Genomic DNA, 23,522 nt, shown 5'->3' with positions numbered 1-23,522 from the left:
TGATCGACTTCCCGCCCATCTTCCAGTAGATGGTCACACGGATACCGGGCGTTGCAGAGGCCCACGCGGCGCACTGCGGCGACCACGCATTTCGACAACCGTGACAGGGAGCAAGCCATGGGACTGTTCGATCAGATGATGGGCGGTGTTCTGAACAACATGCTCTCGCAGGCATCGGGCTCCGGTGGCCTCGGCAACCTTTTGAATTCCGCCCTGAGCGGCCCCATGGCCCAGGCGCTGCCCGGCATGCTCAACGGCGCCCTCGCCAAGACAGAGTATGGCAGCCTCGACGGCCTCTTGGCCCAGCTTCAGGAATCCGGGCTCGGCGACCAGGTGGCGAGCTGGCTCTCCAGCGGCCCCAACGCCCCGGTGAGCGCGGAGCAGATCATTTCCGCCCTCGGCGAAAGCCAGATCGGCCAGATGGCCGCCGGCGTCGGCCTGCCCACCGAGCGCCTCACGGAACTGCTCTCCCAATTCCTGCCCGCCCTGGTGGACAAGCTGAGCCCCAACGGCGCGCTGGAGCTGCCCAAGGCCTGATCCGTCAGCGTCGGACCCGCCCTTGCGGGGACAGCGGCGGACAACGCGGATCACATGACCGCGCACCTCGCCAGCGAGGGCGGAGCGGGCCATGCTCCGGCTCGGATGGATCGCCCATTGCGCCACGGTCGCGAAATCGCCACCTTCAAGGCGTGGCAGAGAGTGGCGGCGCCCAAGCGGCGCCGTCGTCACCTGCGCTCCAACCGGTGAGCCCTGATCCGTGTCCGAGCCCGAGCGTCTTTCCCTCATGGCCCGGCTGCGCAACGCGCTGCTGGACTTCGACGCGTTTCTGGATTCGTCGCTGTTCGGCCTTGGCAGCCGCACGCGGCGGGCGTTCTCGGCCTATGCCGCCTTCACCGAGAATTTCAACATCGGCGGCATCCCCCGCTTTTTCGTGGGGCTGGTGTCGGAAGCCTTCACCCTCGGCGCCATCGGCGCGGTGGCGGTGCTGGCGCTCGCCATCCCCGCTTTTCACGAGACCTCCGACGACTGGCTGAAGCGCACGGAGCTGGCCGTCACCTTCCTCGATCGCTACGGCAACATCATCGGCGAACGGGGCGTTCGGCAAAATGATACCGTTCCGCTGGAGGATTTCCCGGACCATCTCATCAAGGCGACGCTCGCCACCGAGGACCGGCGCTTTTACGAGCATTGGGGCATCGATATCTCCGGCACCCTGCGCGCCCTTGTCACCAATGCCCGCGCGGGCGGCGTGCGGCAGGGCGGCTCCTCGCTGTCCCAGCAGCTCGCCAAGAACCTGTTCCTGAACAACGAGCGCACCCTCGAGCGCAAGATCAAGGAAGCCTTCCTGGCCATCTGGCTGGAAGCGCGCCTGACCAAGAGCCAGATCCTGAAGCTGTATCTCGACCGCGCCTATCTCGGCGGCGGCGCTTATGGCGTGGACGCGGCGGCCCGCTACTATTTCGGCAAATCGGTGCGCGAGGTGAATCTCGCCGAGGCCGCCATGCTCGCCGGCCTGTTCAAGGCGCCGTCCAAATACGCACCCCATGTGAACCTGCCGGCCGCCCGCGCCCGCGCCTCCACCGTGCTCGACAATCTGGTGGATGCCGGCTTCATGACCGAGGGCCAGGTGTTCGGCGCCCGCCGCAACCCCGCCACCCCGGTGGATCGGCGCGACGACGCGGTGCCCGACTACTATCTCGATTACGCCTTCGGCGAAGTGAAGAAGCTGGTGGATCAGCTCCCGGCCTCCGTCACGGAGCGCATCTTCGTCGTGCGCACGGGGCTCGACCCCAACATCCAGAAGGTGTCGGAAGCCGCCATCGACCAGTCCCTGCGCGAGTTCGGGCGGGACTACAAGGCCACCCAGGGCGGCATCGTCGTCATGGAGCCCAACGGCACGCTGCGCGCCATGGTGGGCGGGCGCGACTATGGCGAGAGCCAGTTCAACCGCGCCACCGATGCCCTGCGTCAGCCCGGTTCCTCGTTCAAGCCGTTCGTCTACACCGTGGCGCTCATGAACGGTTTCAAGCCCAGCACCATGGTGCTGGACGCGCCCATCTGCCTCGGCAACTGGTGCCCGCAGAACTACGGCCGCTCCTACATGGGCTCCATCACCCTCGCCACCGCGCTCCAGCACTCGCTGAACACGGTGGCGGTGCGGCTTGCGGAGAAGTTCGGGCGCAAGAAGATTGTCGATCTCGCCCACCAGATGGGCATCCGCACCCCTCTGCCCATCTCCGCCCCGCTGCCGCTCGGCGCCGCCGAGGTGACGCTGGTCGACATGACCACCGCCTATTCCGTGTTCGCCAACGGCGGCCGCAGCGTCTACCCGCACGCGGTGGTGGAGATGCGGATCGGCAATGGCGACGTGGTGTGGCGCTTCGATCGCGACGCGCCGCCCCCGGTGCAGATCATCCCGACGCCCCAGCTCAACGACATCAACGCCATGTTGAACAACGTGGTGGAGAACGGCACCGGACGCAGGGCGCGGCTCGTGAACACGAAGGTCGCCGGCAAGACCGGCACCACCAATGCCTATCGCGACGCCTGGTTCATGGGCTTCACCGGCAATTATGTGGCCGGCGTCTGGTTCGGCAACGACGACTATGCATCGATGAACAAGATGACCGGCGGAGCGCTGCCGGCCATGACGTGGCAGAAGGTGATGGCCTATGCGCACCAGGGCATCGAGATCAAACCGATCCCCGGCGTGACCTCCCCGCTTCCCAAGCTGGAGGAGGCGCCCGCGCCGATCGAGGTGCCCGGCCTTGCCTTGTCCCAGCGCCCCGTGACGCTCTCGCCCAAATCGGCGGAACGCCTCGCCACCCTGGAGCGGCTGATGAAAGACCAGGAAAGCGCGCGCGGCCAACCGGCGGCCCCGGAGCCGGCGACCGGCAAGCTGCCCCAGCCCGGCGCCCCGCTTCCGCCCACCAAGCCCCTGCGCACGGGAGCCGCGGAGGGCGCGCCGCGCGGGTAGACGGACGGTCGCCGTGGGTCCGTGGCCGCCCTCAGTCGGCGCCGATGCCGACGGACACGGTCCACCCCGCCACCACCTTCACGCCGGCCGGCGCCTGGTCGATGCTGACCCGTACGGGCACGCGCTGAGCCAGACGCACCCAACTGAAGGTCGGGTTGATATTGGCGAGCAGGTTCGCCGGCTCGGACCGATTGTGATCCTCGATGGCCTTGAGCGAAAACAGAATCTCATTGCGGCCGATGCCGAAGGGACGGCCGATCACGCGGACAGCTCCGACACCAGCGCCGCTTCGACCCTGGCCAGGCCCCTCACGATCACCGCGAGGTCTTCGTCGCTCACATCGTTGAGGAACCGCGCCCGCAGGGTGGCGATGGCGGCCTCGACCTCGGCCACCGGCGCCCGTCCGCTCGGCGTCAGGCACAGCAGCTTCGCGCGCTGGTCGTCCGGGTCTTCCAGGCGCGAGACCAGCCCCTCGGCCAGCAGCATGTCGACGATGCGCACCGGCGAAGGGCCTTCAAGCCCCAGCTCGTCGGCGTTCACCCCCTGGCGCAAGTCATCCCCCCTGGCGCAAGTCATCCCCAAGCCGCGCGAGTATCAGAAGCGGCATGGCCGTCGCCTGGGAGAGCCCGCGCTCCGCCAGCGCCTGATCGATGGCGCGGCGCCAATAGCGCACACCCCGCGTGACCAGCTGGCCGAAGATGAGGCGGTCGGATTGTCGAGACTCGGCGGCCGGCTCGACATCGGCGGCCAGACCGAAGCGCCTGCCGCCCGCGCCACGCGGCCTCACCGACCGGGACGCGCCGGATCTCTCATCGCCGGGCATGCGCATCACCGCGCGCCACGGCGACGGGACGAAAGCCCGCAGCACCCGCCTTCTGGAGGGAGACCGTTCGTGCGACCCATGTGCCGCCGCCGGAAACACTGGCGCCTCGGTACCGGCAGCATCGTCGGCTACCCGCGCCCATCCGCACGACACGCACGGCCTCTCTCCCCACGCCTTGGAGCGTGTCGGCCATGGCGGGGCGGCATGAGCCACGGCGACGAGCACTCCGCCCACAACCGCGAAGCGGACGGCCTCCGGGCAGCGCGAACTCAGCCGTGGTCAGAGCGCCCGCGCGGGCGTTTGCCGCCACGCGCCCTGGCCTCAGTTGTCGCTGGCGTGCGCCACGTCGTCCAAGGCCGCATTGGTGCAGCTATAGGCGCCATCCGGCTCATCGAAGCCGGCGCGGGTGAGGAAATCGCAGCGCGAGCCTTCCGCCGCCGCCAGCCAGGACACCAGACGATGCGTAATCCCGATGGAGACGGCCTCGTCATCGACGGGCTTGAACGCGCTTTCCGGCGGCACCTGGGCCCCGGAGCGCGGCGCCGTCCTCACATCGCTGACCGTGGGAATGAGGGAAAGGGTGTCCCCGGTGTCGGTGGCGGTCACCACCGGTGTCACCGACAAGGTGAACTGATCCCAGCCGCCTTTCGCGAGCCGGACCGCATCGGATTCGCCGGTCACCTGGGCCGTAAACACGGGCACGCCGTTCGCCCCCTTGGCGACCGTCGCGCCCGATAGCTTGAATTTGCGCCCACCAACGCTTGAACCTTCGGCCTGCGCGCCGGACAGGAGGCGGTTGAGCGCGCGTTCCAGATAGGTCTTCAGCTTGACGTCCGAGACCGTGCCGCCATCGGAGAGCTTGGCCTTCGGCACCACGACCAGGGCCATTTCCGTGCAGGCGTTGGGCAAGGTCACCGCGGCGAGCGCCGGTTCCGCCCGCAACGCTTTGGCGGTCGCGGCCTCGGTGCCCACGGGCACCGCGACATCGATGGCAATGTCGTCGCCGCCGTGGGAGGCGAGTCGCAGCCGACTCCACAGATCCTTCAGCTTCGCCTTCACCGCGCCGTGGGTGAGGCTGGTGGCCGACACATCGAGATCGGCGAGCGCGGCTGGCGGCGACGCCATGGACTTAAGGGTCTCGGCGCGCAGCACCAGGGCCAGCCCGCCATAGACCTGGCCGCACCAATCCTCGCCCAGATGCTGCAGGGCCAAGGCCGTATCGGAAAAATCCGCGGAGGGGCGGAACAGGACAACCCGCTCCAGGTCGCCCACCGACAAGGTCTCCTCCCACACCTGGTGCAGGCCGCGCTCGTCCTCGCTAAAGCCCAGGGTGTAGGCGTCCGATCCTGTGCCCACGGTCAGCTTCAGGGCACCATCGCTCACGGTGCCGATGATGGGCAGCGCTGGGCGCGGATCGCCTACCGGCGCGGCCAGGGTGCCCGTCACTTTGCCACCATCGATGTCGAGCGTCGCGATCCCCACCCGGTAGGGCTCGAACAAAGGCAGGCCCAGCGTCATGTAGTGCTCCGCCGCAGCGGCGGCGGCCGTGGCGCCCCCCAAGCCCGCCGCCAAGGCGAAAGCCGCGAAGAGCGGCGCCCGGACGCGCCACGAGGCGCGAAGTGGCTTGAGGCATCCCCACATGATGAAATCCCTTCCTTCCCTGGCTCAGCCGCTCGCCCCGCCCACCGCGGCACGGCGGGCGCCGACGGCCGGCCCACAGGCGCGCCCGCGAGGCGCGACGGCTTCTCTTCCTGCTGGAAATGGATTGCGGATACTTTAATGCCGGGAGGTGCAATCCAAGAGGTGCACGGCCCAGAGCCCACGCCGCCCCATCCGGATATCACGCCATGAGCGCCCCCTTGAGCCTTCCGCGCAGCTTCACCGCCACGACGGCGGACCAGCTTTCCATTCACATCCAGGACTGGGGGTCCGGCGAGGGGCCGGAAATGCTGTTCATCCACGGCTTTTCCCATTGCGGCCTCGCCTGGATGCGGCAGGTGGGCGCGCCCGCGCTTTCCGGATTCCGCAAGGTGACATACGATTTTCGCGGCCACGGCGGCTCCGACAAGCCGCTCGACGCCCATTTCTACAAGGAACCGGAGCGGTGGGCCGACGAGCTTGCCACCGTCATCGCCGCGAGCGGACTGAAGCGCCCGATCCTGGTCGGGTGGTCCTATGCGGGACGCATCATCGGCGATTACCTAAAGGTTCATGGCCACGCCGGGATCGGCGGCATCGTGTTCGTGGATGCGGCCACGGCCAACGACCGGGCCTTCTACGGCACCTGCAACCGCCTGATGCGGCAGATGTGCTCTGCCGACCTCGCACAGAACATTGATGCCACCCGGGCCTTCGTGCGCCGCTGCTTCGCGGGCGAGCAGCCGCAGGAGCTGCTCGAGACCCTGGTCGCCCTCAACATGGTGGTGCCGGCGCAGGTCCGCGCCGCACTGTTCGACCGGCCCGCCGACTATGAGGACGTGCTGCGCCGCCTCGATATCCCGGTGCTGGTGATGCAGGGCGAACAGGACGACGTGGTCGCCCCGGCCATGGCCCATCACATCGCGCAGATCGTGCCCGCCGCTCGGCTCGCCCTATTTCCCGTGGGTCACGCCCCCTTTCTGGAGGCCCCCGACGCCTTCAACACCATCCTGGCGGACTTTGCCCGCGGCGTCGCCACCTGACACGTGCGCTGCAACGCAAGCGTGGCTTTTGAATCGCACCCCCGCAAAAAGCGAGCCCGCCCTCGCCAAGGGCGGAACCAGGGCGCCACAAAGCGGTTGCGGCCATGCCCATTCGTGGCGGAAAAATGGATGCCGCGCACGCGGGGGCGGCGCGCATCGCAGACATTGAGTTCCACTGGCCCGGTGATCCCTCACCCGGCCAAGGACACGAGGCTGAACGCCATGATGCACCTGAAAGCCATCGCCGCCGTTGCGATCGCGGCCGCGCTGGTTTCCGCGGGCCACGCCCGGGCCGATGATCGCTATGAGCTGTTCCCGTTCGCGAAGCTGTTCCTCACCACGCCATCCGACGTGGGGGTGGCGAGCGGCTCCTCGCCGATCCCGCGCCAGATGGTGTCCTTCGACAAGAAGTACAAGCCCGGCACCATCGTCATCTCCACCCCCGAGCGGCGGCTTTATTATGTGACCGCGCCGGGCCAAGCCATCCGCTACGGGGTGGGCGTCGGCCGCGACGGATTTCAATGGTCGGGCGTGAAGACCATCAGCGCCAAGCGCGAATGGCCCGGCTGGACGCCGCCGGCGCAGATGCTGAAGCGCCGTCCCGACCTGCCGCGCTACATGCCCGGCGGCCTCGACAATCCCCTCGGCGCGCGCGCCATGTATCTCGGCTCCAGCCTCTATCGCATCCACGGCTCCAACGAGCCGGAAACCATCGGGCAGGCGGTGTCCTCCGGCTGCATCCGCATGACCAATGATGATGTGGTGGACCTCTACGGCCGGGTGCGGGTCGGCACCGTGGTGTACGTGCTGCGCTGACCGCGCGGCCGCCCAAGACTTCCCTGTTGCGGAGCGGCCGGATCCGCCCTCGGGCGCGGGCGCCCGCAACGGGGAGACGACTGGAGCGGCGTGTAGGGACGTGATGCAGAGCGGGTAAACGGCTTGCCGCCCGTTTCATGATCCCGGCCAAGGCGCCCCGAAGCACGAGCAGAACACGGACCGATGCCACGACGGATGGGAACGCTCACGCCCACCCTTTGGCGCCCTTGACCTACCGGCGGTTCCCGGCGCGGCGCTCAGAGGTCGTCGCGCTCGGGCAGTGCCACCAGGATGAGCACGCCGATTACCACCGTATAAATGTGAAATGCCCCCTCCTGGCCGTTCCACTCCCTGGACTGCCACATGGCGAAATATTCGCCGGCCACCACCATGAAGCCGAAGAACCACAGGAGGAATGCCAGCGCGGCCCCAAGATAGACCAGGCCTTTCGCCCGCCCGAAGGCGATGGCGGACGCGCGCAGACAGAGCGCCATGGCCACGGCGCCGCCGGCCAGCAACAGCCCGCTCATGGCCTCGGTTGCGATGATGGCGGCGTAGACCGCGCGCCACACCCGCTCGTCGGTGATCGCACGGCCCATCAGGGCATTGCCCGGAAAGGTCGTATCCATGCTCAGCACGTGGCCGACGAAGGCGTAGTTCGACCCATAATCAATGATGTTGTCGTAGGCGACAACCAGCGCGTAGGCGGCAAGCGACGCCGCCGTCACGATCTTCGCGATTCGAAGCTCCATCCCCGCCTCCCGTGCCTTGGCGCATAACAGCATGCGGGCGAGGAGGATGCCTCCCCGCCGTCAGTGCAGCCGGAGGCAGGATAGCTCAGCGCCGGCGGAAATTCTGCTGGCGGCGGGCGCCGGGAGGCGGCGCGGAACCCTCGGCCTTGTGACGGAAGTTGATGCGCCCGCGGTCGAGATCATAAGGTGACATCTCCACCACCACGCGGTCACCCTCGATGGTGCGGATACGGTTCTTCTTCATCTTGCCGGCGGCATACGCCAGGATCTGGTGATCGTTGTCGAGCCGCACGCGGAAATTGCCGTCGGGCAGCACCTCGGTCACTGTGCCCTCGAACTCCAGCAGTTCTTCCTTCGCCATATATAGTCTTCTCCAATAACCCTCCGTGCGGAGGTGGAATGGCGGGCCTTATGCCACGTTTGAACGTTCGGGCCCATAGGGTGTCGTGCACGCGGGGCGCATTTCAGTGCCCCGCGCGTTTTTCAGATCAACGGACGGGGCGCTTGGCGCCACCGCCACGGGTTTCCTTCTGCTGGCCCTGCCGGTTCGGCACCGCCTTCATGAAGCCGATCCCGCCCATCTCGCCACCGCCGGCCCGCGTCGTGCGCTCGCCCCTGTTGGCGCGGCCCTCGGACGGACGCGCCTCGGAACGGCCACCGGGGCGGCCTTCATCATGGCGCGGCTTCGCGGGACGGGCCTGCTGCGATCGCGGGGCCTGGGCCTCGCGCCCCTCGCCACCACGCGCGGCACCATCGCGAGTCTCCGTACGCGCCGCGGCCGGGCGCTTCTCGCGCCGGGCTCCGTCCTCGCGGGCGCCATCGCGGCGTCCGCCGCCGTCCTGACGGCTCTCCTGGCGCGTCTCCTGGCGGGTGTTATCCCGCCGTTCGCCGCCCTGGCGCGACCCGCCACCGTTGCGCCCGCCGTCGGGGCGGCGCTGACGACCGCCGGGGCGCGATCCCCGCGCCTCTTCCATGGCATCCACCGGTGACACGGCGATAGGCGTGCCCGCGGGCACGTCGAAGGCCGCGCCCGCACCGCGTCGGTCGGTCGAGGGGATCTGAATCTTGATAAGCCGCTCGATGGCCCGCAGGAACGCCCGCTCCTCCTGATCGCAGAACGAGATGGCGATGCCTTCCCGGCCCGCGCGGGCGGTGCGGCCGATCCGGTGCACATAGCTTTCCGGCACGTTCGGCAGATCGAAATTGATGACGTGGCTCACGCCCGTGACGTCGATGCCGCGGGCCGCGATGTCGGTCGCCACCAGGGTGCGCACGGCACCGTCACGGAAGGCCGCAAGCACGCGATCACGCTGATTTTGCGACTTGTTGCCATGGATCGCCTCGGAGGCGATGCCCACCTTGGCGAGCGCGCGCACCACCTTGTCGGCGCCATGCTTGGTGCGGGTGAACACCAGGGCCCGGTCGATCTCCTCCTTGGAGAGAACCTCGGCCAGAAGCAGAGCCTTGTTCGCCTTGTCCACCAGCAGCACGCGCTGGTCGACCCGGTCCGCGGTCTTCGCGACCGGGGTCACCGCCACCTGCACCGGATCACGCAGCATGGTCCCGGCCAGTTCCGCGATCGCGGACGGCATGGTGGCCGAGAAGAACAGCGAGTGCCGCTTGTGGGGCAGGCGGCGCACGATGGCGCGGATGGCATGGACGAAGCCCATGTCCAGCATCTGGTCGGCCTCGTCGAGGACGAGCACCTCGACCTGATCGAGCCGCACCGCATTGTTTTCCGCAAGGTCGATGAGGCGACCGGGGGTGGCCACCAGCACATCCACCCCGCGCGAGAGGGCGCGGATCTGCCGGCCCATGGGGACGCCACCGATGGCGAGCGCCACCGAGACGTTCGCATGGCGGCCGAACTTCAGGAAATTGTCCACAATCTGGCCGGACAACTCACGGGTGGGCGAGAGCACCAGGGCCCGCACCGCCTTCGGCTCCGGACGGCGCGCATGGCGCACCAGGCGATCGAGAATGGGAAGAGCGAACGCGGCGGTCTTGCCGGTGCCGGTCTGGGCAATACCGATCAGGTCGTGGCCGGCGAGGATTTCAGGGATGGCCTGGGCTTGAATGGGGGTCGGCGTCACATGCCGCTCTTCGGTGAGGGCACGGACGATAGGCTCGGCAAGGCCGAGGGAAGAAAAAGAGGTCAAGCTCTGTCTTTCATGGGCGAACGGCGCCGCGGCGCGCACGCGTGGCGGTCACGCGGCGACACTGCTCGCGAGGATCTTCGACATCCCGCGTGGCCAGGGGTGTCCAAAAGAAACATGGAATTCGGGCTAAGCCGCCTGAGACGCTTCCAGGATTGAAGCTCCGAGCGGTCTCCGCTACGCGGCCCGACAGTGCCGCCCTGTTCCGAAATCGCTCACAGTCCAGTCCGGACATCGGAGGCGATCACCTAAAGGCGGATCACTATGACAGTGCATATGACGCATCCCCATGACGATTTCAAGGCGAGCCGCCGAAACCCGCGCTCTTTTTCGGTGCGCCGGTTTCGGCGGCACGCGCGGGCGCATCGTCGGCGACCGGCAACCGCCGTTCGCTTTTCCGCCGCACTGCGAGGCCATAAACATCTCGCACATGCCACATTGGAGTGTGCGAGGCGACCCTCACGGACCCGGACCGCAACGATAGGGGTGCCGGGAGGAAGCAAGCATGTTCGATCCGCAGGTATTGATCAGCGCAACGCAAACCTTCGTGCAGCAGCATCAGGCGCTCGCACCGGCGGTGGTGTTCGCGCTCGCCTTCGGCGAGTCGCTGGCGCTGGTGTCCTTTCTCGTTCCGGCCACGGTGCTCCTGCTCGCCATTGGCGCGCTCATCGAGGCATCGGGGCTCCATTTCTTTCCGATCTGGCTCGCGGCGGCGGCCGGCGCCGCGCTGGGCGATGCCATTTCCTACTGGTTCGGCTTTTACTACAAGGACCGCGCGAAGACCTTCTGGCCCCTGTCGCGCCGGCCCGATCTGGTGGCCAAGGCCGAGGATTTCTTCACGCGTTTCGGCGTTTGGGGCGTGGCGGTGGGGCGGTTTTTCGGCCCGGTGCGGGCGGTGGTGCCGCTGATCGCCGGCATCCTGGCCATGCGCCAGAGCCATTTCCAGATGGCAAACGTGGCCAGCGCGGCGATCTGGGCCTTTGCCATGCTCGCCCCCGGCGCGGTTGCGCTCCGCCTCTTCGGCGGCTGACCGCCGGCAGCTTCAGATCCGGCGGTGGGCTCGAACAGAGCCTGCCCTGACCGTGCGGCAATGCCGTACCTTGTCTCCCCTGCTGATCCTATATATGAACGGATACATCAATCGGGGAGAGTATTGCCATGATCGATTTTGCCATCCGGCGGCGCGGCCTCGTTCTGGGTCTCGTCCTCGCCACCGCCTTTTTCGGCGCCGCCCGCGCGGAGCAGCCGGCGACAGCGACCGCCGCCGCGGCCGACAGCACCGTCACCACCTTTGCCGCCGCCAGCCTCACCAATGCCTTCGAAGACATCGGCAAGGCCTATGAGGCCAAGGGCAAGCCCAAGGTCCGCTTCTCCTTCGCCGCCTCCTCGGCCCTCGCCAAGCAGATGGAAGCCGGCGCGCCGGCGAACATTTTTGCCTCCGCCGACCTGAAGTGGATGGACTATGTGGAGAAGAAGGACCTGATCGTGCCTTCTTCCCGCGTGGTGCCCATCGGCAACGCGCTGGTGCTGGTGGCCCCGGCCGACAAGGCCAAGCCCGTCACCCTCGCCAAGGGCATGGACATCGACGCCCTGCTCGGCCCCAACGGCCGCATCGCCACCGGCCTCACCGACAGCGTGCCGGTCGGCATCTATGCCAAGACCGCCTTCACCAATCTCGGCGTGTGGGACAAGGTGTCGCCGCGCATCGTCGGCGCCGAGAGCGTGCGCGCGGCGCTCGCCCTGGTGGAGCGCGGCGAGGTGCCTTACGGCGTGGTCTATGCCACCGACGCCGCCATTGCCAAGAATGTGAAGGTGGTCGCCATCTTCCCCGCCGACAGCCACCCGCCGGTGGAATACCCCTTCGCGCTGGCGAAGGGCCACGACACCGCCGAAGCCAAGGCCTTCTTCGCCTTCCTGACCAGCCCGGAGGCCAAGGAAATCTACAAAAAGTATGGCTTCGTGGTGAAGTGACCCGCCTCGGCCAAAGGCTCGGCCGTCAGCGCCCGTTTTAGCCCCGTCCGACCGAAGGGCGCCCGGTGTGAAGAACTTCTTCGCGCCGGGCGCCCTTCGGTTTAGAATTTTTTGCGACATTGCCGTCCGGAATTTTCACATGCTGCTGACCCCGGAAGAATGGACAGCGGTGGCCCTCAGCCTGAAGGTCGCTTTCTGGTCCACCATCTGGAACATGCCCCCCGCCATTCTCGTGGGGTGGATCCTGTCCCGCACCGAGTTTCCCGGTAAAGGCGTGTTTGATGGCCTGGTCCACCTGCCCTTGGTTCTGCCCAAGGTGGTCGTTGGCTACGTCCTGCTCATCACCCTCGGCACGCGGGGCTATCTGGGCCAATATCTCTACGGGTGGTTCGGCCTCAGCCTCATGTTCACCACCGCCGGTGCCACGGTGGCCGCCGCCGTGGTGAGCTTTCCCCTCACCGTCAACGCCATCCGGCTCGCCATCGACGGCGTGGACAAGGGCATCGAGACCGCCGCGCGCACCCTCGGCGCCAGCAAAATCGACGCCTTCTTCACGGTCACCCTGCCGCTGATGCTGCCTGGCATCCTCTCCGGCGCGCTGATCTCCCTGGCCTCGGCGCTGGGTGAGTTCGGCGCCACCATCACCTTCGTCTCCAACGTGGAAGGCCAGACCCGCACCATCCCCCTCGCCATCTACAGTGCCACCCACATGCCCGACGGCGATGCCATGGCCCTGCGCCTCACCATCGTCTCCGTCATTCTTGCCCTCGGCGCCCTGGTGCTGGCGGAAATGGCGGACCGCCGCATCAAGATCGCATTGGGGCGGGTATGATCGAGATCGACGTCAGCCTCGCCCGCAACACCGGTTTCACCCTCACCGCGCAGTTCACCGCGCCGCAGAGCGGCGTCACCGCTTTGTTCGGCCGTTCAGGTTCGGGCAAAACCACCATCATCCAGATGGTGGCGGGCTCCGTGCGCCCCGACCAAGGCCAGATCCGGGTCGGCGACGAGGTCTTTCTCGACATGGCCAAGGGCATCGACCTGCCCATCGAGAAGCGGCGCGTAGGCTATGTCTTCCAGGATGCGCGGCTGTTCCCGCACCTCTCGGTGGACAACAACCTGCGCTATGGCCAGCGCCGCGCCCGGCACGCGCATTCCATCGGCTTCGAGGCCGTGGTGGACATGCTGGGCATCGGCCATCTCCTGAAGCGCCGGCCGCACACTCTCTCCGGCGGCGAGCGCCAGCGGGTGGCCATCGGTCGGGCGCTGCTCGCACAGCCGCGCCTCCTGCTCATGGACGAGCCCCTGGCCTCCCTCGACGAGCAGCGCAAGCTGGAGATCCTGCCCTACCTGGAACGATTGCGGGACGACCTGAAGGTGCCCATCCTCTATGTGAGCCATTCCATCGACGAAGTGTTGCGCCTCGCCGATACGGTGGCGGCGCTGCAGGACGGAACGGTCCTGGCCTGCGGTCCGCTGGCCGACGTGCTCTCGCGGCCGGAACTGCTACCGGTACTCGGCCGCTTTGACCTTGGCACGATCTTCGATTGTGTGGTGAAAAGCCACGATGCGGACCTTTCCTTGTCCACCATCACCTTCGCCGACGGGGAACTCAGGGTGCCGCTGGTGGATCGGCCGGTGGGCGCCCCGGTGCGGGCCCGCATCCGCTCACGCGACGTGTCCTTGTCCCTGTCGCGGCCCATCGACGTGTCCGTGACCAACCGACTGGCCGGCACCATCGGCTCGCTTCGGCGCGAGGGCGGTCCTTATGTGAATGTCGAGGTGAAGCTCGCCAACGGCAAGCTGCAATCCCTCGTGACGCTGGAGAGCGTGGATCGGCTGGCCCTTGAGGAGGGGATGCCGGTGTGGGCCATGATCAAGGCGGTGGCGGTAGACAGCCGCTCGCCCACCTTTCCCGTGCAGAACGAGCCCTTCAACCCGCCTTCACATTCAGCGGGTCCGAACCTTCGTCTGGTCGCCGGACGTTCTCTTCCGCCAGGGCTTGAGTGAGTTCCCCGAGGCTGGCGCGCGTGGCCTTTGCGGCCTGACGCTCCATCGCCCGGTAAAGGGCAATGAGCCGCTCGCCGAAGGCGGTAACCTCCGTTCCGGCCCCGCGCCGTCCGGGAAACGTGAGGATCACCTTCTGCTCGAACATGTGGTCGAGTTCGTCCACCAAGAGCCATGCTCGACGATAGCTCATGCCGATCGCCTTGGCCGCCGACAGGATCGAGCGGTGCTCGCGAATGGCTTCCAGCAGCATGATCTTGCCGGGCCCGAGGCGCCGCCCGTCCGGGAAGTCGACGCGCAGGAACAGGCGGGAAGATTCGTCCTGGGTCACGGGCTCTCCTCTGCGGCTTGGCGCCAGCGCGGCGCGCTCCATGACATGGAAGCGCGGTGACGGAGGGCCGACACCGTGACCTCCGATCTCACGATCCTGCCGCCCGATGCCCACTTGCGCCACCACGGCGCCCGCTGCTGCCCATTGGAGAAGATGCGTCCAAGTGCCGTGCACGGCAAGAGCAGCCCCGTGTGATTTTGCGCCAATGGGTGCACTTTCCCGTGCCCTTCACCGGCGCGCGGCCCAATTGAAGCGGAGGGTGGAGGATCCCGCCCGTGCCGCCAGGCAGGTGTCAGGCCCGCGCCGGCCGGCTGAGCTGCCTCGCCTTGGCGATGCGGCTGTTGACGAGGTTGGACAGCACCACGATCACCGCCACCGTCGCCCCATAGGCGATCACCTGCATGCCCGTGGGCTGGGCGCGATATCCCACCAGGGTGCGCAGCACACGGCCGATGGCCCCCTCGTCGGACAGCAGCCAGCTTGTGTCCCACACCGGGTCGGCCAAGGACTGGATGAAGCCGGCATCCTGCAGGATGCCCACCACCTGAGCCGAAAGCCCGGCCGCCAGCAGGGTGATGACGAAGGCCGTCACCTTGAACAGATACTTCAGCGGAACAGCCACCAAGCCGCGATAGAGGATGAAGGCCACCACCGCCCCGGCGAGCAGGCCCGCCAGCCCGCCCACGACCACGTTGGGCACGCTCTCCATTCCGGTCGACATGATGCCATAGACGAACAGCACGATTTCCACGCCCTCGCGCAGCACCGCCATGCCGACCACAATGGCCAGAGCCGTGAGGGGCTTGCGACCCTCCTTCACGTCCTTGCCCACGGCCTGCATCTGGACGACCATCTCGCGGCCGTGGCTTGCCATCCACACCACGGTCCACACCAGCATCACCACCGCCACCGCCAGGATGGAGGCATTCAGCAATTCCTGGCCCGAGCCATCGAACAGATTGGAGATGCGCTCCGCGAACAGCGCCAGCACCGCGGAGCCCAGGATGCCGCCGAGCACGCCCGCGCTGATCCACAGCCCGCGCCCGCGAATACCCTCCGACGCGGCCAGCACCACGCCGATGACGATGCCCGCCTCCAGCACTTCACGAAACACCACGAGAAGGGCCGCCAGCATCTCACATCTCCTTATCAAGCCAAGCCAAAGCAGGTGCGCGGGCGGGTCCGCCCTGGGCCATCCGGACCGCGGCCGCGCCGCTGCCCGCGACCCCTGCGACGGCGCGGAAGCGCAAAACCGCTCCCCGAGAAGAGTTCACAACCAATTTAGAATATCTCAAAAGTAATGACGCGCGTCACCGGGCGAACCCGCATGAGCGCATGGCTCAGTCCTACCACCGAGCGTGCCCCATTGTCAGCCGGCTGGTCGCAATTTGGAATGAGTTTAAATTCAAGAATTCGCATCAGTCTGAGAATAAAATATGCTCTCCCATGGCTTTGCGAGAAATTGCACACAATCTGGCGTGCCTGCGCAAAGCGATCCGGGGCGATCACGAAAGCGCCATCCCCCGCCAGGCACCCGCATTTGTTCTTTTTGTCAAATCCAGAACAACGCGTCCGATCTCCGACATTTTTCTTGATTGGTGACGAATGGACTTCGATTTTACCCATCGGAATGGCTTTATAGAACAATTCCATCATTCGTGGGCGATCTTGCGGGGGGCAGAAGGCGTCCCTAATCTGCCGGCGCTGGGGAGGCGGGCCGATTGCTACCGCCCCTGACGTCCGAACGAGCATGACCAGAACCAGGAGACCAGGTTGATGCGCGCGCATTTCATTGCCGGCGCGATCGCCGCCGCGGTGAGCTTCGTGTCGCCGGCTTTTGCCGACGCGCCCAAGCCTCGCGATGTGATCACCCATTATGCGGACCTCGCGGAGGCGATGTACGGAGCCTCGTACGACACCGCAAAGCAGATGCAGCAGTCCATTGACGCCTTCGTCGCGGCGCCGAGCGCGGAAACCCAGCAGAAGGCCAAGGACGCATGGAAAAGCGCCCGCACCTTCTACCAGCAGACCGAGGCGTTCCGATTCGGCAACAAGCTCGTCGATGACTGGGAGGGCAATGTGAATGCCTGGCCGCTCGACGAGGGGCTCATCGACTATGTCGAAAAGTCGAAATACGGCGAGACCTCCGACGAAAACCCGCTCTACACCGCCAATGTGATTGCCTCCAAGACGATCCGCATCGGCAAGAAGACCATCGACGTCACCAAGATCACTCCTGAACTGCTGCACAACCTGAACAGCGCGGGCGGGGTCGAGGCCAATGTGGGCTCCGGCTGGCACGCCATCGAGTTCCTGCTGTGGGGGCAGGACCTCAACGGCACCGGCCCCGGCGCCGGCGCGCGCTCCTGGACCGATTACGACCTGAAGAACTGCACCAATGGCAATTGCGACCGGCGCGGGCAGTATCTGAAGGTTGCCACTCAGACCCTGGTGGCCGATCTCAAGGACATGACCGACCTGTGGGGGGCCAAGGGCGCCGCCCGCAAGGCCCTTCTGAAGAAGAAGGACAATGCCGGCCTCGCCGTCATCTTCACCGGCCTCGGCTCGCTGTCCTACGGCGAGCTTGCCGGCGAGCGCATGAAGCTCGGCCTCATCCTCCACGACCCGGAAGAAGAGCACGACTGCTTTTCGGACAACACGCACAACTCGCATTATTATGACGAGGTGGGCATCCGCGACGTCTATTACGGCCGCTTCACCAAGCCCGACGGCACCGCCGTCACCGGCCCGTCGGTGGCCGATCTGATCCGCGCCAAGGACCCCAAGATCGCCGACGAGATCGACCAGAAGTCGGACGCCGCCCTGGCCGCGATCAAGGCCATCAAGGACACCGCCGATTCCGGTGAAATGGCCTATGACCAGATGCTCGGCGAAGGCAATGAGAAGGGCGCCAAGCTCATCCAGGCCGGTGTCGACGCCCTGGTGGCCCAGGCCCACGCCATCGAGCGCGGCGTTTCCGCCCTGAAGCTGCAGATCAAGGTGGAAGGCTCCCAGAGCCTGGACGACCCCTCGGCCGTCAACAAGAAGTGAGGCGGTGACGGTGATTTCGCGTCGCGCAGTACTATGGGGAGGGGCCGCGGTGGGAGCCGCGGCCTTCGCGCCTTCTGCCCTCGGCGAAGAGGTGCCCAAGGCCATCGACACCCTGCCCCCGGACGCCCCTCAGCGCCGCCTGTCGCTGGTGGCGGACGAGATCGAGGTGCCGCTGCTCGGCGCGGACAAGCCGCCCACGTCCCGGTTCTGCGCGTATAACGGCAGGCCGTTTCTCACCTTGCGCGCGCCGCAGGGCACGCGCCTGATGGTGGAGTTCGAAAACAAGCTGCCGGACCCCACGACCGTGCATTGGCACGGCATCCGCGGCCCCTACATCTTCGACGGCGTCGCCCCCATCACCCAGCCGATCGTGCCGGCGGGCGGACGCTTTTTCTACAATGTGCCGCTGCCCGATCCCGGCTTCTATTTCTTTCACCCCCATTGCGACGAGACCGGCCAGGTGGGGGCGCGGGCTGGTGGGCCTGCTGTTCGTGGAGAACCCGCGCGAGGCGCAGGTTCGCTTCGATGTGGAACACATCATCGCGGTGAAGGACTGGCGGCTGGATGACGCCGGCCGCTGGCTCAAGATGTTCACGGACGAGGGCGCCTCGACGGCGGGCACCTTCGGCACCGTGCGGGCGGTCAACGGTTCTCCCGTGGCGCCGCGGGTGGAGGCCCCCGCCTATGGCGACGTGCGGGTGCGCACCATCATCGCCGACGCGACCCGCGTCATCGATTTCGGCTGCGATACCGACGACGCCGCTGTGATCGCCGTCGACGGACAGGCCATCAAGCCGTTCCTGCTGAGCGAAGCGCCCGACGACATCTGGCGCATGGGTCCGGCCATGCGGCTCGATGTGCATGTGCGGATGCCGGGTCCCGGCCAGGAGGTGAAGATCTACGATTATCGCACCGCCGAGCCCTATCTGCTCACGACCCTGGTGGCGGTGGACAAGGGACGGAAGAAGACCCCCTTCAAGCCCAAGGCCCTGCCGACCCCGACCGAGCTGCCCCTGCCTGACATCGCCAAGGCGACCCACCTCGACTTCCTGGTACAGACCGCGGCGGGGGCCACCGCCATCGCCCCCGCGTTGCCGCCAGACGATCCCCTCGCCAAGGCGCTGATCGATTCCCTTTGCGTCGGCGACAAGACCTTCTGGGCCATCAACCGCAACTCCTGGGGCGCGGGGACCGACCTGCGCCTGCCGCCGCCGCTCAACGTTCTGAAGGACGGCGAAAGCTATATTCTCACCATCACCAACGTGAGCAAGCATGTGCACCCGATGCACCTGCACGGCCATGTGTTCAAGGTGCTCTCCTCCTCCAAGAAGAAGAAGCTGCCGCAATTCCTGGCTGATACGGTGCTGGTCGAGCCCAACGAGAGCGTCGACATCGCCTTCAAGGCCACCAGCGGCAATTGGGTGTTTCATTGCCATATTCTCGAACACATGGATTCCGGCCTCATGGGCTGGTTCCGGGTGGCGTGATGGCGCCGCGCCGGCCGCATCGGTCGCCGCGCGCGCTGCGCGTCGCCACCCTCCTCGCCTGCGCGGTGACGCTCCTTGCCACGCCCGCATTGGCGCTCGACAATCTCGACATGCAGATCGGTAAGGCGCTGTTCAAGCGGCCCTGGACGCCGGCTCCCACCACGACCGAGGCCGACGACGGGCTCGGCCCCCTGTTCGATGCCCGCTCCTGCGCCTCCTGCCACCCCGGCAGCGGCCGCGCCGCCGCCGCCTTTGACGCCACCGGCCAGGTGGACGGGCGCGGCATGGTGCTGATGATCGGCCAGCCGGACGGGGCCGCCGACCCGGTCTACGGTCGCCGCCTCCAGATCGATGCGGTCCCCGGCCTCACCGCCGAGGGCATCATCGCCGTGGATGATGCCGCCCTGCCCGATGGACGCCGCGCGCGCAAGCCGCGCCTCGACGCCCTCGCCTATGGCCCCCTCGACGCCAAGAGCGGGCTGTCCCTGCGCGTCGCGCCGGACCTGCACGGGCGCGGCGCCATGGCCGCGGTGACCGACGCGACCCTGCTCGCCCTCGAGACGGAACAGGCCGCCGGCGCCGACGGCGTTTCGGGCCATGCCCGGCGCATTCCGCAAAAGGACGGCAGCGTGCGCATCGGCCGCTTCGGCTGGAAGGCGAACCACCCCACCATCGAGAGCCAGAGCGCGGAAGCCTTTTTCCTCGACCTTGGCCTGTCGAACCCGCTCCACCCCGAGCCCTGGGGCGATTGCACGGCGGCGCAGGCCGCCTGCCGCGCCGCGCCCCATGGCGCCCGCCCGGCCGGTCCCGATGGCGTTGCCGGCCTCGAAATCGGCGATGCGGTGCTTGATCGGGTGGTGGCCTATGTGGCGTCCCTGCCCACGCCGTCCGCCGGCACCCTGGCCAATGCCGGCGGCGCGCGGCTGTTCGCCTCCGTCGGCTGCGCCACCTGCCACCGGCCGGAACTGCCCACCGCCGACGGCGGCAAGGCCCGGATTTATTCCGACCTGCTGCTGCATGACATGGGTCCCGACCTGGGTGACACCATGCCGGAGCCCGGAGCGGGCGCGTCCGACTGGCGCACCGCGCCTTTGGCGGGTGTCTCCGCGGCCATTGCCCGTGATACCGGTCTTCTCCACGACGGGCGCGCGCGTTCGGTGTTGGAAGCGGTCGGCTGGCATGGCGGAGAAGCCGCCCCGGCGGCGGCCCGGTTCCGCGCCTTGTCCGACCATGACCGCACCGCGTTGATTGCCTTTGTGTCGTCCCTCTAGGTTCTGGAAGTCGCACCGGATGCTTGAGAACATTGCCCGCCCAGCCCTCGCCACGGCGCGCAAGGCCCTCGCCGGCCTCGCCTGCGCCGCCGCGTTCACGCTGTCGCCGGCCGCCCATGCCGCCAACCCCACCTTCGACGCGGCAAGCGTCATCGAGAGCTGGCTGCTGCCGCGTTACGACGCGCTCACCAGCGCCGCCGATGCGCAAAAGTCCACCTGGACCAGCTTCTGCGCCAAGCCGGACGCCACCGGCGTGCCGACCCTCAAGGACGCCTACGGCAAGGCCGCCGACGCCTGGAACGCCGTGGAATTCATCACCTTCGGGCCGATCAGCCAAAATCTGCAGGCCGACCGCTTCAACTTCTTTCCCGATCGGCGCAACGGCATCGCGCGCGGCATGGCGGAGATGATTTCCGACACCGACCCGGCCCGTCTCACCCCGGAGCGATTTCCCCAGGCCAGTGCCGCCGTGCAGGGCCTGCCCGCCCTGGAGCGGCTTTTGTACGAACAGGGCGCGGCGGACGCCCTGGTCTCGGGGCCGGAAGCGGCGCGGCGCTGCGCTTTCGGGGTGGCCATCGCCACCAATCTCGCCACCATCGCCCACGATGTGCGGGGCCAGTGGGGCGACCGCGGCGGCGGCCTTCTGGGGGGTCTGGCGACCGGCAAGGGCGACCCGGCCCTGTTTCCCGATGCCGCCGCTGTGCCGGGCATGATCCTCACCGACCTGTCCGGGGCCTTCCAGCGGGTGACAGACACCAAGATCCTGCCCGTGCTCGGCGCCGGCCCCAGCGAGGCCAAGCCCCTTTCGGCCGACAACTGGCGCTCGGGCCGTTCGGGCCGGGTGGCGGTGAACATGGTGAAGAGCGCCGACGCCCTGCTGCGCGCCATCTCCGCCCAATTGCCGAGCCGCCCGCAATGGGTGGTGAACCGCGCCGCCACCGAGGCCGATGCCGCCGCCGACAAGCTGCCGGCCGACCTCGGCGCCGCCGCGCAAACGGCAAGCGGAGCGGCGGCCTTGCAAACCGCCATCAAGGCCTTCAAGGCGGCGCAGATCGTGGTCTACCGCCCGATCGCCTCCTATTTCGGCATCTCCCTGGGCTTCAACGCCCTCGACGGGGATTGAGGCGCACCATGACCGACCTCCCGCTTTCCCTCCCGTGCCGAGATGCCCTGGCATCTCGGCGGCCGGACACGCGCCCATGACCGCCCTCTCCCGACGCGCCTTCGCCGCCGGCGCCCTGCTGGCGGTTCCAGCCTTCTCCGGTCTCCGCGCCGCCGAAGCGGCCCCCGGCGCGGGGTGGCTGTCCACCGCCGGCATGGGCGAGGGCTTTGCCGCGGTGTCGGTGGATGCCGCAGGCGAGGCCGAGGTGGACGCCCCGTCCGCGGCGCGGCTCCACGGGATCGAGGCAAGCCCCACGGCGCCGCTGGCGGTGGCGGTCGGTCGCCGGCCGGGCAAGCGCGCCGTGGCGTTCCGCCACGATGGGGGCGGCAGCATCGCCACCTTCGAGCCCGGAGCCGGCCGCGTGTTTTCGGGCCATGGCCGCTTCACGCCGGACGGGCGCTTCTTCCTCACCGCGGAAATCGAACACGCGCAGGATGGCGATGGCCGGCGCACCATGGGCCGGGGCATGCTGGCGCGGCGCGAGGTGGCGGCCGGGTTCGCCATTCGCGACGAGTGGCCGACATATGGCGACGGCCCGCATGATCTCATGCGCTCCGGCAATGCCCTGGTGGTCGCCAACGGCGGTATCGAGCCCAATACGCCCGAGGCCCGCGACGCCGACATCACCGGCTCCACCATTGCCCTCATCGACCCCCTGTCGGGCGCGCAACGGGGCGAGGGGCGGCTCTCCGCCGACCTGTCCAGCCTGTCGCTCCGCCATCTGGCGCGCGACGGCCGGGGCGGCACGGTGGTGGCCGCGCAGGAGCTGCTCAACGACGGTGTTGCCCGCCCGCTGTTGTTCCGCATCGCGGCCGACGGCGCCGTCACCCCGTTCGAGGCGCCCGACAATGCCTGGCGGGAGCTGCGCGGCTATGTGGGCTCGGTGGCCTATGACGCCTCCGGCCGGTTCGTCGCCTGCGCCTCGCCGCGCGGTGGGCGGGTGTCCGTCTGGCAGGCCGATGGACGGTATCTCGGCGCGGTCCCCCTCACCGACGGATGCAGCCTCGCCATGACCTATGAGGCCGGCGCCTTCATCGCCGCCAGCGGCTATGGCGAGGTGGTGCGCATCGCGGTGAGCGACGCCGGCGTCGCCATCGTGGCGCGGCACACCGGTGGCCCCCGCTTCGACAACCATATGGTGCGCATCGGCTGACGCACCCCTGCCCCGGGCACGATGGGCTCGGGGGTATGAACCAATGCGCGATTGTGCTCATGTTGCCGATGCCGGCGACCGGCCGGCGTGTGGAACATGAGGTCGCGCCATGAAATGGGTCGTTCTGGTGGGCAGCGTCCGCAAGGGCTCCTTCAACGCCGCCATCGCCCGCGCGCTGCCGGGTCTCGCGCCGGAAGGCGTCACCGTCGAGATCCTGCCGTCCATCGCCCTCCTGCCCATCTATGACGGGGACATCGAGGCCGCCGGCATTCCCGAGGCCGTGACCGCCCTGTCGCAGGCCGTGGCGGCGGCCGATGCCCTGGTCATCGTCACGCCCGAGTATAATTACTCGATCCCCGGCGGCCTCAAGAACGCCATCGACTGGCTGTCGCGGCTGAAGGAGAAGCCGCTGAAGGGCAAGCCCACCCTCCTCCAGTCCGCCTCCATGGGCGGCTTCGGCGGTGCCCGCGCGCAATATCACCTGCGCCAGGTTCTGGTGTGCCTCGACATGCCGGTGCTGAATGTGCCGGAGGTGATGGTCGCCCAGGTGCACACCAAGGTGACCGACGGCGCCCTGACCGACCAGAGTACCCAGAGCTTCATCGAGGGCCAGCTCGCCGCCTTCCACGATTTCGTGCGTCGCCAGAAGGCCGGCGCCAGCGCCTGAGCGGCTCCATCCGGCGCACCACGCCCCCCTGCGCAGCCCCCCGCCTGCCGGACGGGGCGGGCAAAAGGCGTTGCAATCCCTCGCCCGCTCGGCCAGCATGGCGGCCAATAAACGGGTTCTTTGCCATGGACCCGACAGCACCGCGTTCAAGACGGTGCCGGGAGGAAACACTGTATGCAGGGATTTGACCGTCGCGACGGCCGGATTGCGCCCGCGC

Annotated in this window: 24 protein-coding genes and 1 pseudogene; 15 read left to right on the top strand and 10 right to left on the bottom strand. The window is 67.8% G+C overall.

Features of this window, described 5'->3' with window-relative positions:
• The first annotated feature begins 117 nt into the window (after positions 1-117).
• Together HUW53_RS05115 and HUW53_RS05110 are read left to right on the top strand one after the other, a co-directional pair.
• The gene (locus HUW53_RS05115; protein WP_237344678.1) at positions 118-537 is read left to right on the top strand and encodes a YidB family protein; all 420 of its coding nucleotides are present in this window, start codon (positions 118-120) and stop codon (positions 535-537) included.
• A 247-nt stretch (positions 538-784) separates the two neighbouring features.
• Entirely contained in the window at positions 785-2,977 is a 2,193-nt protein-coding gene (locus HUW53_RS05110) for a transglycosylase domain-containing protein (RefSeq protein WP_237344767.1), read from the top strand.
• Positions 2,978-3,008: 31 nt separating this feature from the next.
• Here HUW53_RS05110 and HUW53_RS05105 read toward each other — a convergent pair.
• The 4 genes and pseudogenes from HUW53_RS05105 to HUW53_RS05090 form a co-directional block, all read right to left on the bottom strand.
• A pseudogene (locus HUW53_RS05105) lies at positions 3,009-3,182 on the bottom strand (efflux transporter periplasmic adaptor subunit); the annotation flags it as partial.
• Between the two features lie 53 nt (positions 3,183-3,235).
• Complete coding sequence (locus HUW53_RS05100; RefSeq protein ID WP_237344677.1) at positions 3,236-3,529, bottom strand: MarR family winged helix-turn-helix transcriptional regulator; 294 nt, start codon at positions 3,527-3,529, stop codon at positions 3,236-3,238.
• 1 nt (position 3,530) lies between these two features.
• The gene (locus HUW53_RS05095) at positions 3,531-3,845 is read right to left on the bottom strand and encodes a hypothetical protein (RefSeq protein WP_237344676.1); all 315 of its coding nucleotides are present in this window, start codon (positions 3,843-3,845) and stop codon (positions 3,531-3,533) included.
• A 276-nt stretch (positions 3,846-4,121) separates the two neighbouring features.
• On the bottom strand, positions 4,122-5,360 hold the full coding sequence (locus tag HUW53_RS05090) for a hypothetical protein (RefSeq protein WP_237344675.1): 1,239 nt from the start codon (positions 5,358-5,360) through the stop codon (positions 4,122-4,124).
• A 287-nt stretch (positions 5,361-5,647) separates the two neighbouring features.
• On the opposite strand from HUW53_RS05090, the gene HUW53_RS05085 reads away from it, so the two are divergent.
• Both HUW53_RS05085 and HUW53_RS05080 read left to right on the top strand, forming a co-directional pair.
• Positions 5,648-6,481: an alpha/beta fold hydrolase gene (locus tag HUW53_RS05085; RefSeq protein WP_237344674.1), complete on the top strand. Its 834-nt coding sequence runs from the start codon at positions 5,648-5,650 to the stop codon at positions 6,479-6,481.
• A 222-nt stretch (positions 6,482-6,703) separates the two neighbouring features.
• Positions 6,704-7,297 carry a L,D-transpeptidase gene (locus HUW53_RS05080; protein ID WP_237344673.1) on the top strand — a complete coding sequence of 198 codons (594 nt, stop codon included), beginning with the start codon at positions 6,704-6,706 and terminating at the stop codon, positions 7,295-7,297.
• A 257-nt stretch (positions 7,298-7,554) separates the two neighbouring features.
• On the opposite strand, the gene HUW53_RS05075 is transcribed toward HUW53_RS05080, so the two are convergent.
• From HUW53_RS05075 to HUW53_RS05065, 3 genes are all read right to left on the bottom strand, one after another.
• Complete coding sequence (locus HUW53_RS05075) at positions 7,555-8,049, bottom strand: DUF2165 family protein (protein WP_237344672.1); 495 nt, start codon at positions 8,047-8,049, stop codon at positions 7,555-7,557.
• Between the two features lie 85 nt (positions 8,050-8,134).
• Positions 8,135-8,410 carry a translation initiation factor IF-1 gene (gene infA, locus HUW53_RS05070; protein WP_188578066.1) on the bottom strand — a complete coding sequence of 92 codons (276 nt, stop codon included), beginning with the start codon at positions 8,408-8,410 and terminating at the stop codon, positions 8,135-8,137.
• Between the two features lie 127 nt (positions 8,411-8,537).
• Positions 8,538-10,208: a DEAD/DEAH box helicase gene (locus tag HUW53_RS05065; RefSeq protein WP_237344671.1), complete on the bottom strand. Its 1,671-nt coding sequence runs from the start codon at positions 10,206-10,208 to the stop codon at positions 8,538-8,540.
• 502 nt (positions 10,209-10,710) lie between these two features.
• Between HUW53_RS05065 and HUW53_RS05060 the strand changes: the two genes are divergently transcribed.
• From HUW53_RS05060 to modC, 4 genes are all read left to right on the top strand, one after another.
• Positions 10,711-11,235, top strand: coding sequence for a DedA family protein (locus HUW53_RS05060; RefSeq protein ID WP_237344670.1), 525 nt, complete (start codon positions 10,711-10,713; stop codon positions 11,233-11,235).
• Positions 11,236-11,363: 128 nt separating this feature from the next.
• Positions 11,364-12,176 (top strand): molybdate ABC transporter substrate-binding protein, encoded by an 813-nt coding sequence (gene modA, locus HUW53_RS05055; RefSeq protein ID WP_237344669.1) that lies wholly within the window; start codon positions 11,364-11,366, stop codon positions 12,174-12,176.
• Between the two features lie 139 nt (positions 12,177-12,315).
• Positions 12,316-13,008 (top strand): molybdate ABC transporter permease subunit, encoded by a 693-nt coding sequence (gene modB, locus HUW53_RS05050; RefSeq protein WP_237344668.1) that lies wholly within the window; start codon positions 12,316-12,318, stop codon positions 13,006-13,008.
• A complete protein-coding gene (modC, locus tag HUW53_RS05045) occupies positions 13,005-14,186 on the top strand; it encodes a molybdenum ABC transporter ATP-binding protein (protein ID WP_237344667.1) in 1,182 nt (393 codons plus the stop codon). Before modB ends, modC begins: the two co-directional genes overlap by 4 nt.
• Here the strand turns inward: modC and HUW53_RS05040 are convergent.
• The 3 genes from HUW53_RS05040 to HUW53_RS05030 form a co-directional block, all read right to left on the bottom strand.
• Complete coding sequence (locus HUW53_RS05040) at positions 14,110-14,514, bottom strand: winged helix-turn-helix domain-containing protein (RefSeq protein WP_237344666.1); 405 nt, start codon at positions 14,512-14,514, stop codon at positions 14,110-14,112. The genes modC and HUW53_RS05040 overlap by 77 nt on opposite strands.
• A 292-nt stretch (positions 14,515-14,806) precedes the next feature.
• Positions 14,807-15,649: an FTR1 family iron permease gene (locus tag HUW53_RS05035; RefSeq protein WP_237344665.1), complete on the bottom strand. Its 843-nt coding sequence runs from the start codon at positions 15,647-15,649 to the stop codon at positions 14,807-14,809.
• 146 nt (positions 15,650-15,795) lie between these two features.
• Positions 15,796-16,170, bottom strand: coding sequence for a hypothetical protein (locus HUW53_RS05030; protein ID WP_237344664.1), 375 nt, complete (start codon positions 16,168-16,170; stop codon positions 15,796-15,798).
• A 120-nt stretch (positions 16,171-16,290) separates the two neighbouring features.
• Between HUW53_RS05030 and HUW53_RS05025 the strand changes: the two genes are divergently transcribed.
• From HUW53_RS05025 to HUW53_RS04995, 7 genes are all read left to right on the top strand, one after another.
• Entirely contained in the window at positions 16,291-17,565 is a 1,275-nt protein-coding gene (locus HUW53_RS05025; RefSeq protein WP_237344663.1) for an imelysin family protein, read from the top strand.
• A 49-nt stretch (positions 17,566-17,614) separates the two neighbouring features.
• Positions 17,615-18,133, top strand: coding sequence for a multicopper oxidase domain-containing protein (locus HUW53_RS21950; protein ID WP_237344662.1), 519 nt, complete (start codon positions 17,615-17,617; stop codon positions 18,131-18,133).
• Entirely contained in the window at positions 18,042-19,052 is a 1,011-nt protein-coding gene (locus HUW53_RS05015; RefSeq protein WP_237344661.1) for a multicopper oxidase family protein, read from the top strand. The genes HUW53_RS21950 and HUW53_RS05015 overlap by 92 nt, the downstream gene beginning before the upstream one ends.
• Positions 19,052-20,323: a di-heme oxidoredictase family protein gene (locus HUW53_RS05010; protein WP_237344660.1), complete on the top strand. Its 1,272-nt coding sequence runs from the start codon at positions 19,052-19,054 to the stop codon at positions 20,321-20,323. The genes HUW53_RS05015 and HUW53_RS05010 overlap by 1 nt, the downstream gene beginning before the upstream one ends.
• 19 nt (positions 20,324-20,342) lie before the next feature.
• Positions 20,343-21,446 (top strand): imelysin family protein, encoded by a 1,104-nt coding sequence (locus HUW53_RS05005; RefSeq protein WP_237344659.1) that lies wholly within the window; start codon positions 20,343-20,345, stop codon positions 21,444-21,446.
• A 76-nt stretch (positions 21,447-21,522) separates the two neighbouring features.
• Positions 21,523-22,638, top strand: a complete 1,116-nt coding sequence (locus tag HUW53_RS05000) for a DUF1513 domain-containing protein (protein ID WP_237344658.1) — start codon at positions 21,523-21,525, stop codon at positions 22,636-22,638.
• A 109-nt stretch (positions 22,639-22,747) separates the two neighbouring features.
• Positions 22,748-23,305: an NADPH-dependent FMN reductase gene (locus tag HUW53_RS04995; RefSeq protein WP_237344657.1), complete on the top strand. Its 558-nt coding sequence runs from the start codon at positions 22,748-22,750 to the stop codon at positions 23,303-23,305.
• Positions 23,306-23,522 lie beyond the last annotated feature (217 nt).

The sequence above is a fragment of the Xanthobacter agilis genome (genome assembly GCF_021730435.1).
Lineage (GTDB): Bacteria > Pseudomonadota > Alphaproteobacteria > Rhizobiales > Xanthobacteraceae > Xanthobacter > Xanthobacter agilis.
Note: the sequence above shows the minus strand (reverse complement) of the source record. Positions and strands in the feature narration are given on the sequence as shown.

Bases quoted from the DNA above. Each gene is read 5' to 3' on its own strand.
- HUW53_RS05115 (WP_237344678.1), top strand. From the start codon at position 118: ATGGGACTGTTCGATCAGATGATGGGCGGTGTTCTGAACAACATGCTC.
- HUW53_RS05110 (WP_237344767.1), top strand. From the start codon at position 785: ATGGCCCGGCTGCGCAACGCGCTGCTGGACTTCGACGCGTTTCTGGAT.
- HUW53_RS05085 (WP_237344674.1), top strand. From the start codon at position 5,648: ATGAGCGCCCCCTTGAGCCTTCCGCGCAGCTTCACCGCCACGACGGCG.
- HUW53_RS05080 (WP_237344673.1), top strand. From the start codon at position 6,704: ATGATGCACCTGAAAGCCATCGCCGCCGTTGCGATCGCGGCCGCGCTG.
- HUW53_RS05075 (WP_237344672.1), bottom strand. From the start codon at position 8,049: ATGGAGCTTCGAATCGCGAAGATCGTGACGGCGGCGTCGCTTGCCGCC.
- infA (WP_188578066.1), bottom strand. From the start codon at position 8,410: ATGGCGAAGGAAGAACTGCTGGAGTTCGAGGGCACAGTGACCGAGGTG.
- HUW53_RS05060 (WP_237344670.1), top strand. From the start codon at position 10,711: ATGTTCGATCCGCAGGTATTGATCAGCGCAACGCAAACCTTCGTGCAG.
- modA (WP_237344669.1), top strand. From the start codon at position 11,364: ATGATCGATTTTGCCATCCGGCGGCGCGGCCTCGTTCTGGGTCTCGTC.
- modB (WP_237344668.1), top strand. From the start codon at position 12,316: ATGCTGCTGACCCCGGAAGAATGGACAGCGGTGGCCCTCAGCCTGAAG.
- modC (WP_237344667.1), top strand. From the start codon at position 13,005: ATGATCGAGATCGACGTCAGCCTCGCCCGCAACACCGGTTTCACCCTC.
- HUW53_RS05035 (WP_237344665.1), bottom strand. From the start codon at position 15,649: ATGCTGGCGGCCCTTCTCGTGGTGTTTCGTGAAGTGCTGGAGGCGGGC.
- HUW53_RS05030 (WP_237344664.1), bottom strand. From the start codon at position 16,170: ATGATGGAATTGTTCTATAAAGCCATTCCGATGGGTAAAATCGAAGTC.
- HUW53_RS05025 (WP_237344663.1), top strand. From the start codon at position 16,291: ATGCGCGCGCATTTCATTGCCGGCGCGATCGCCGCCGCGGTGAGCTTC.
- HUW53_RS05010 (WP_237344660.1), top strand. From the start codon at position 19,052: ATGGCGCCGCGCCGGCCGCATCGGTCGCCGCGCGCGCTGCGCGTCGCC.
- HUW53_RS05005 (WP_237344659.1), top strand. From the start codon at position 20,343: ATGCTTGAGAACATTGCCCGCCCAGCCCTCGCCACGGCGCGCAAGGCC.
- HUW53_RS05000 (WP_237344658.1), top strand. From the start codon at position 21,523: ATGACCGCCCTCTCCCGACGCGCCTTCGCCGCCGGCGCCCTGCTGGCG.
- HUW53_RS04995 (WP_237344657.1), top strand. From the start codon at position 22,748: ATGAAATGGGTCGTTCTGGTGGGCAGCGTCCGCAAGGGCTCCTTCAAC.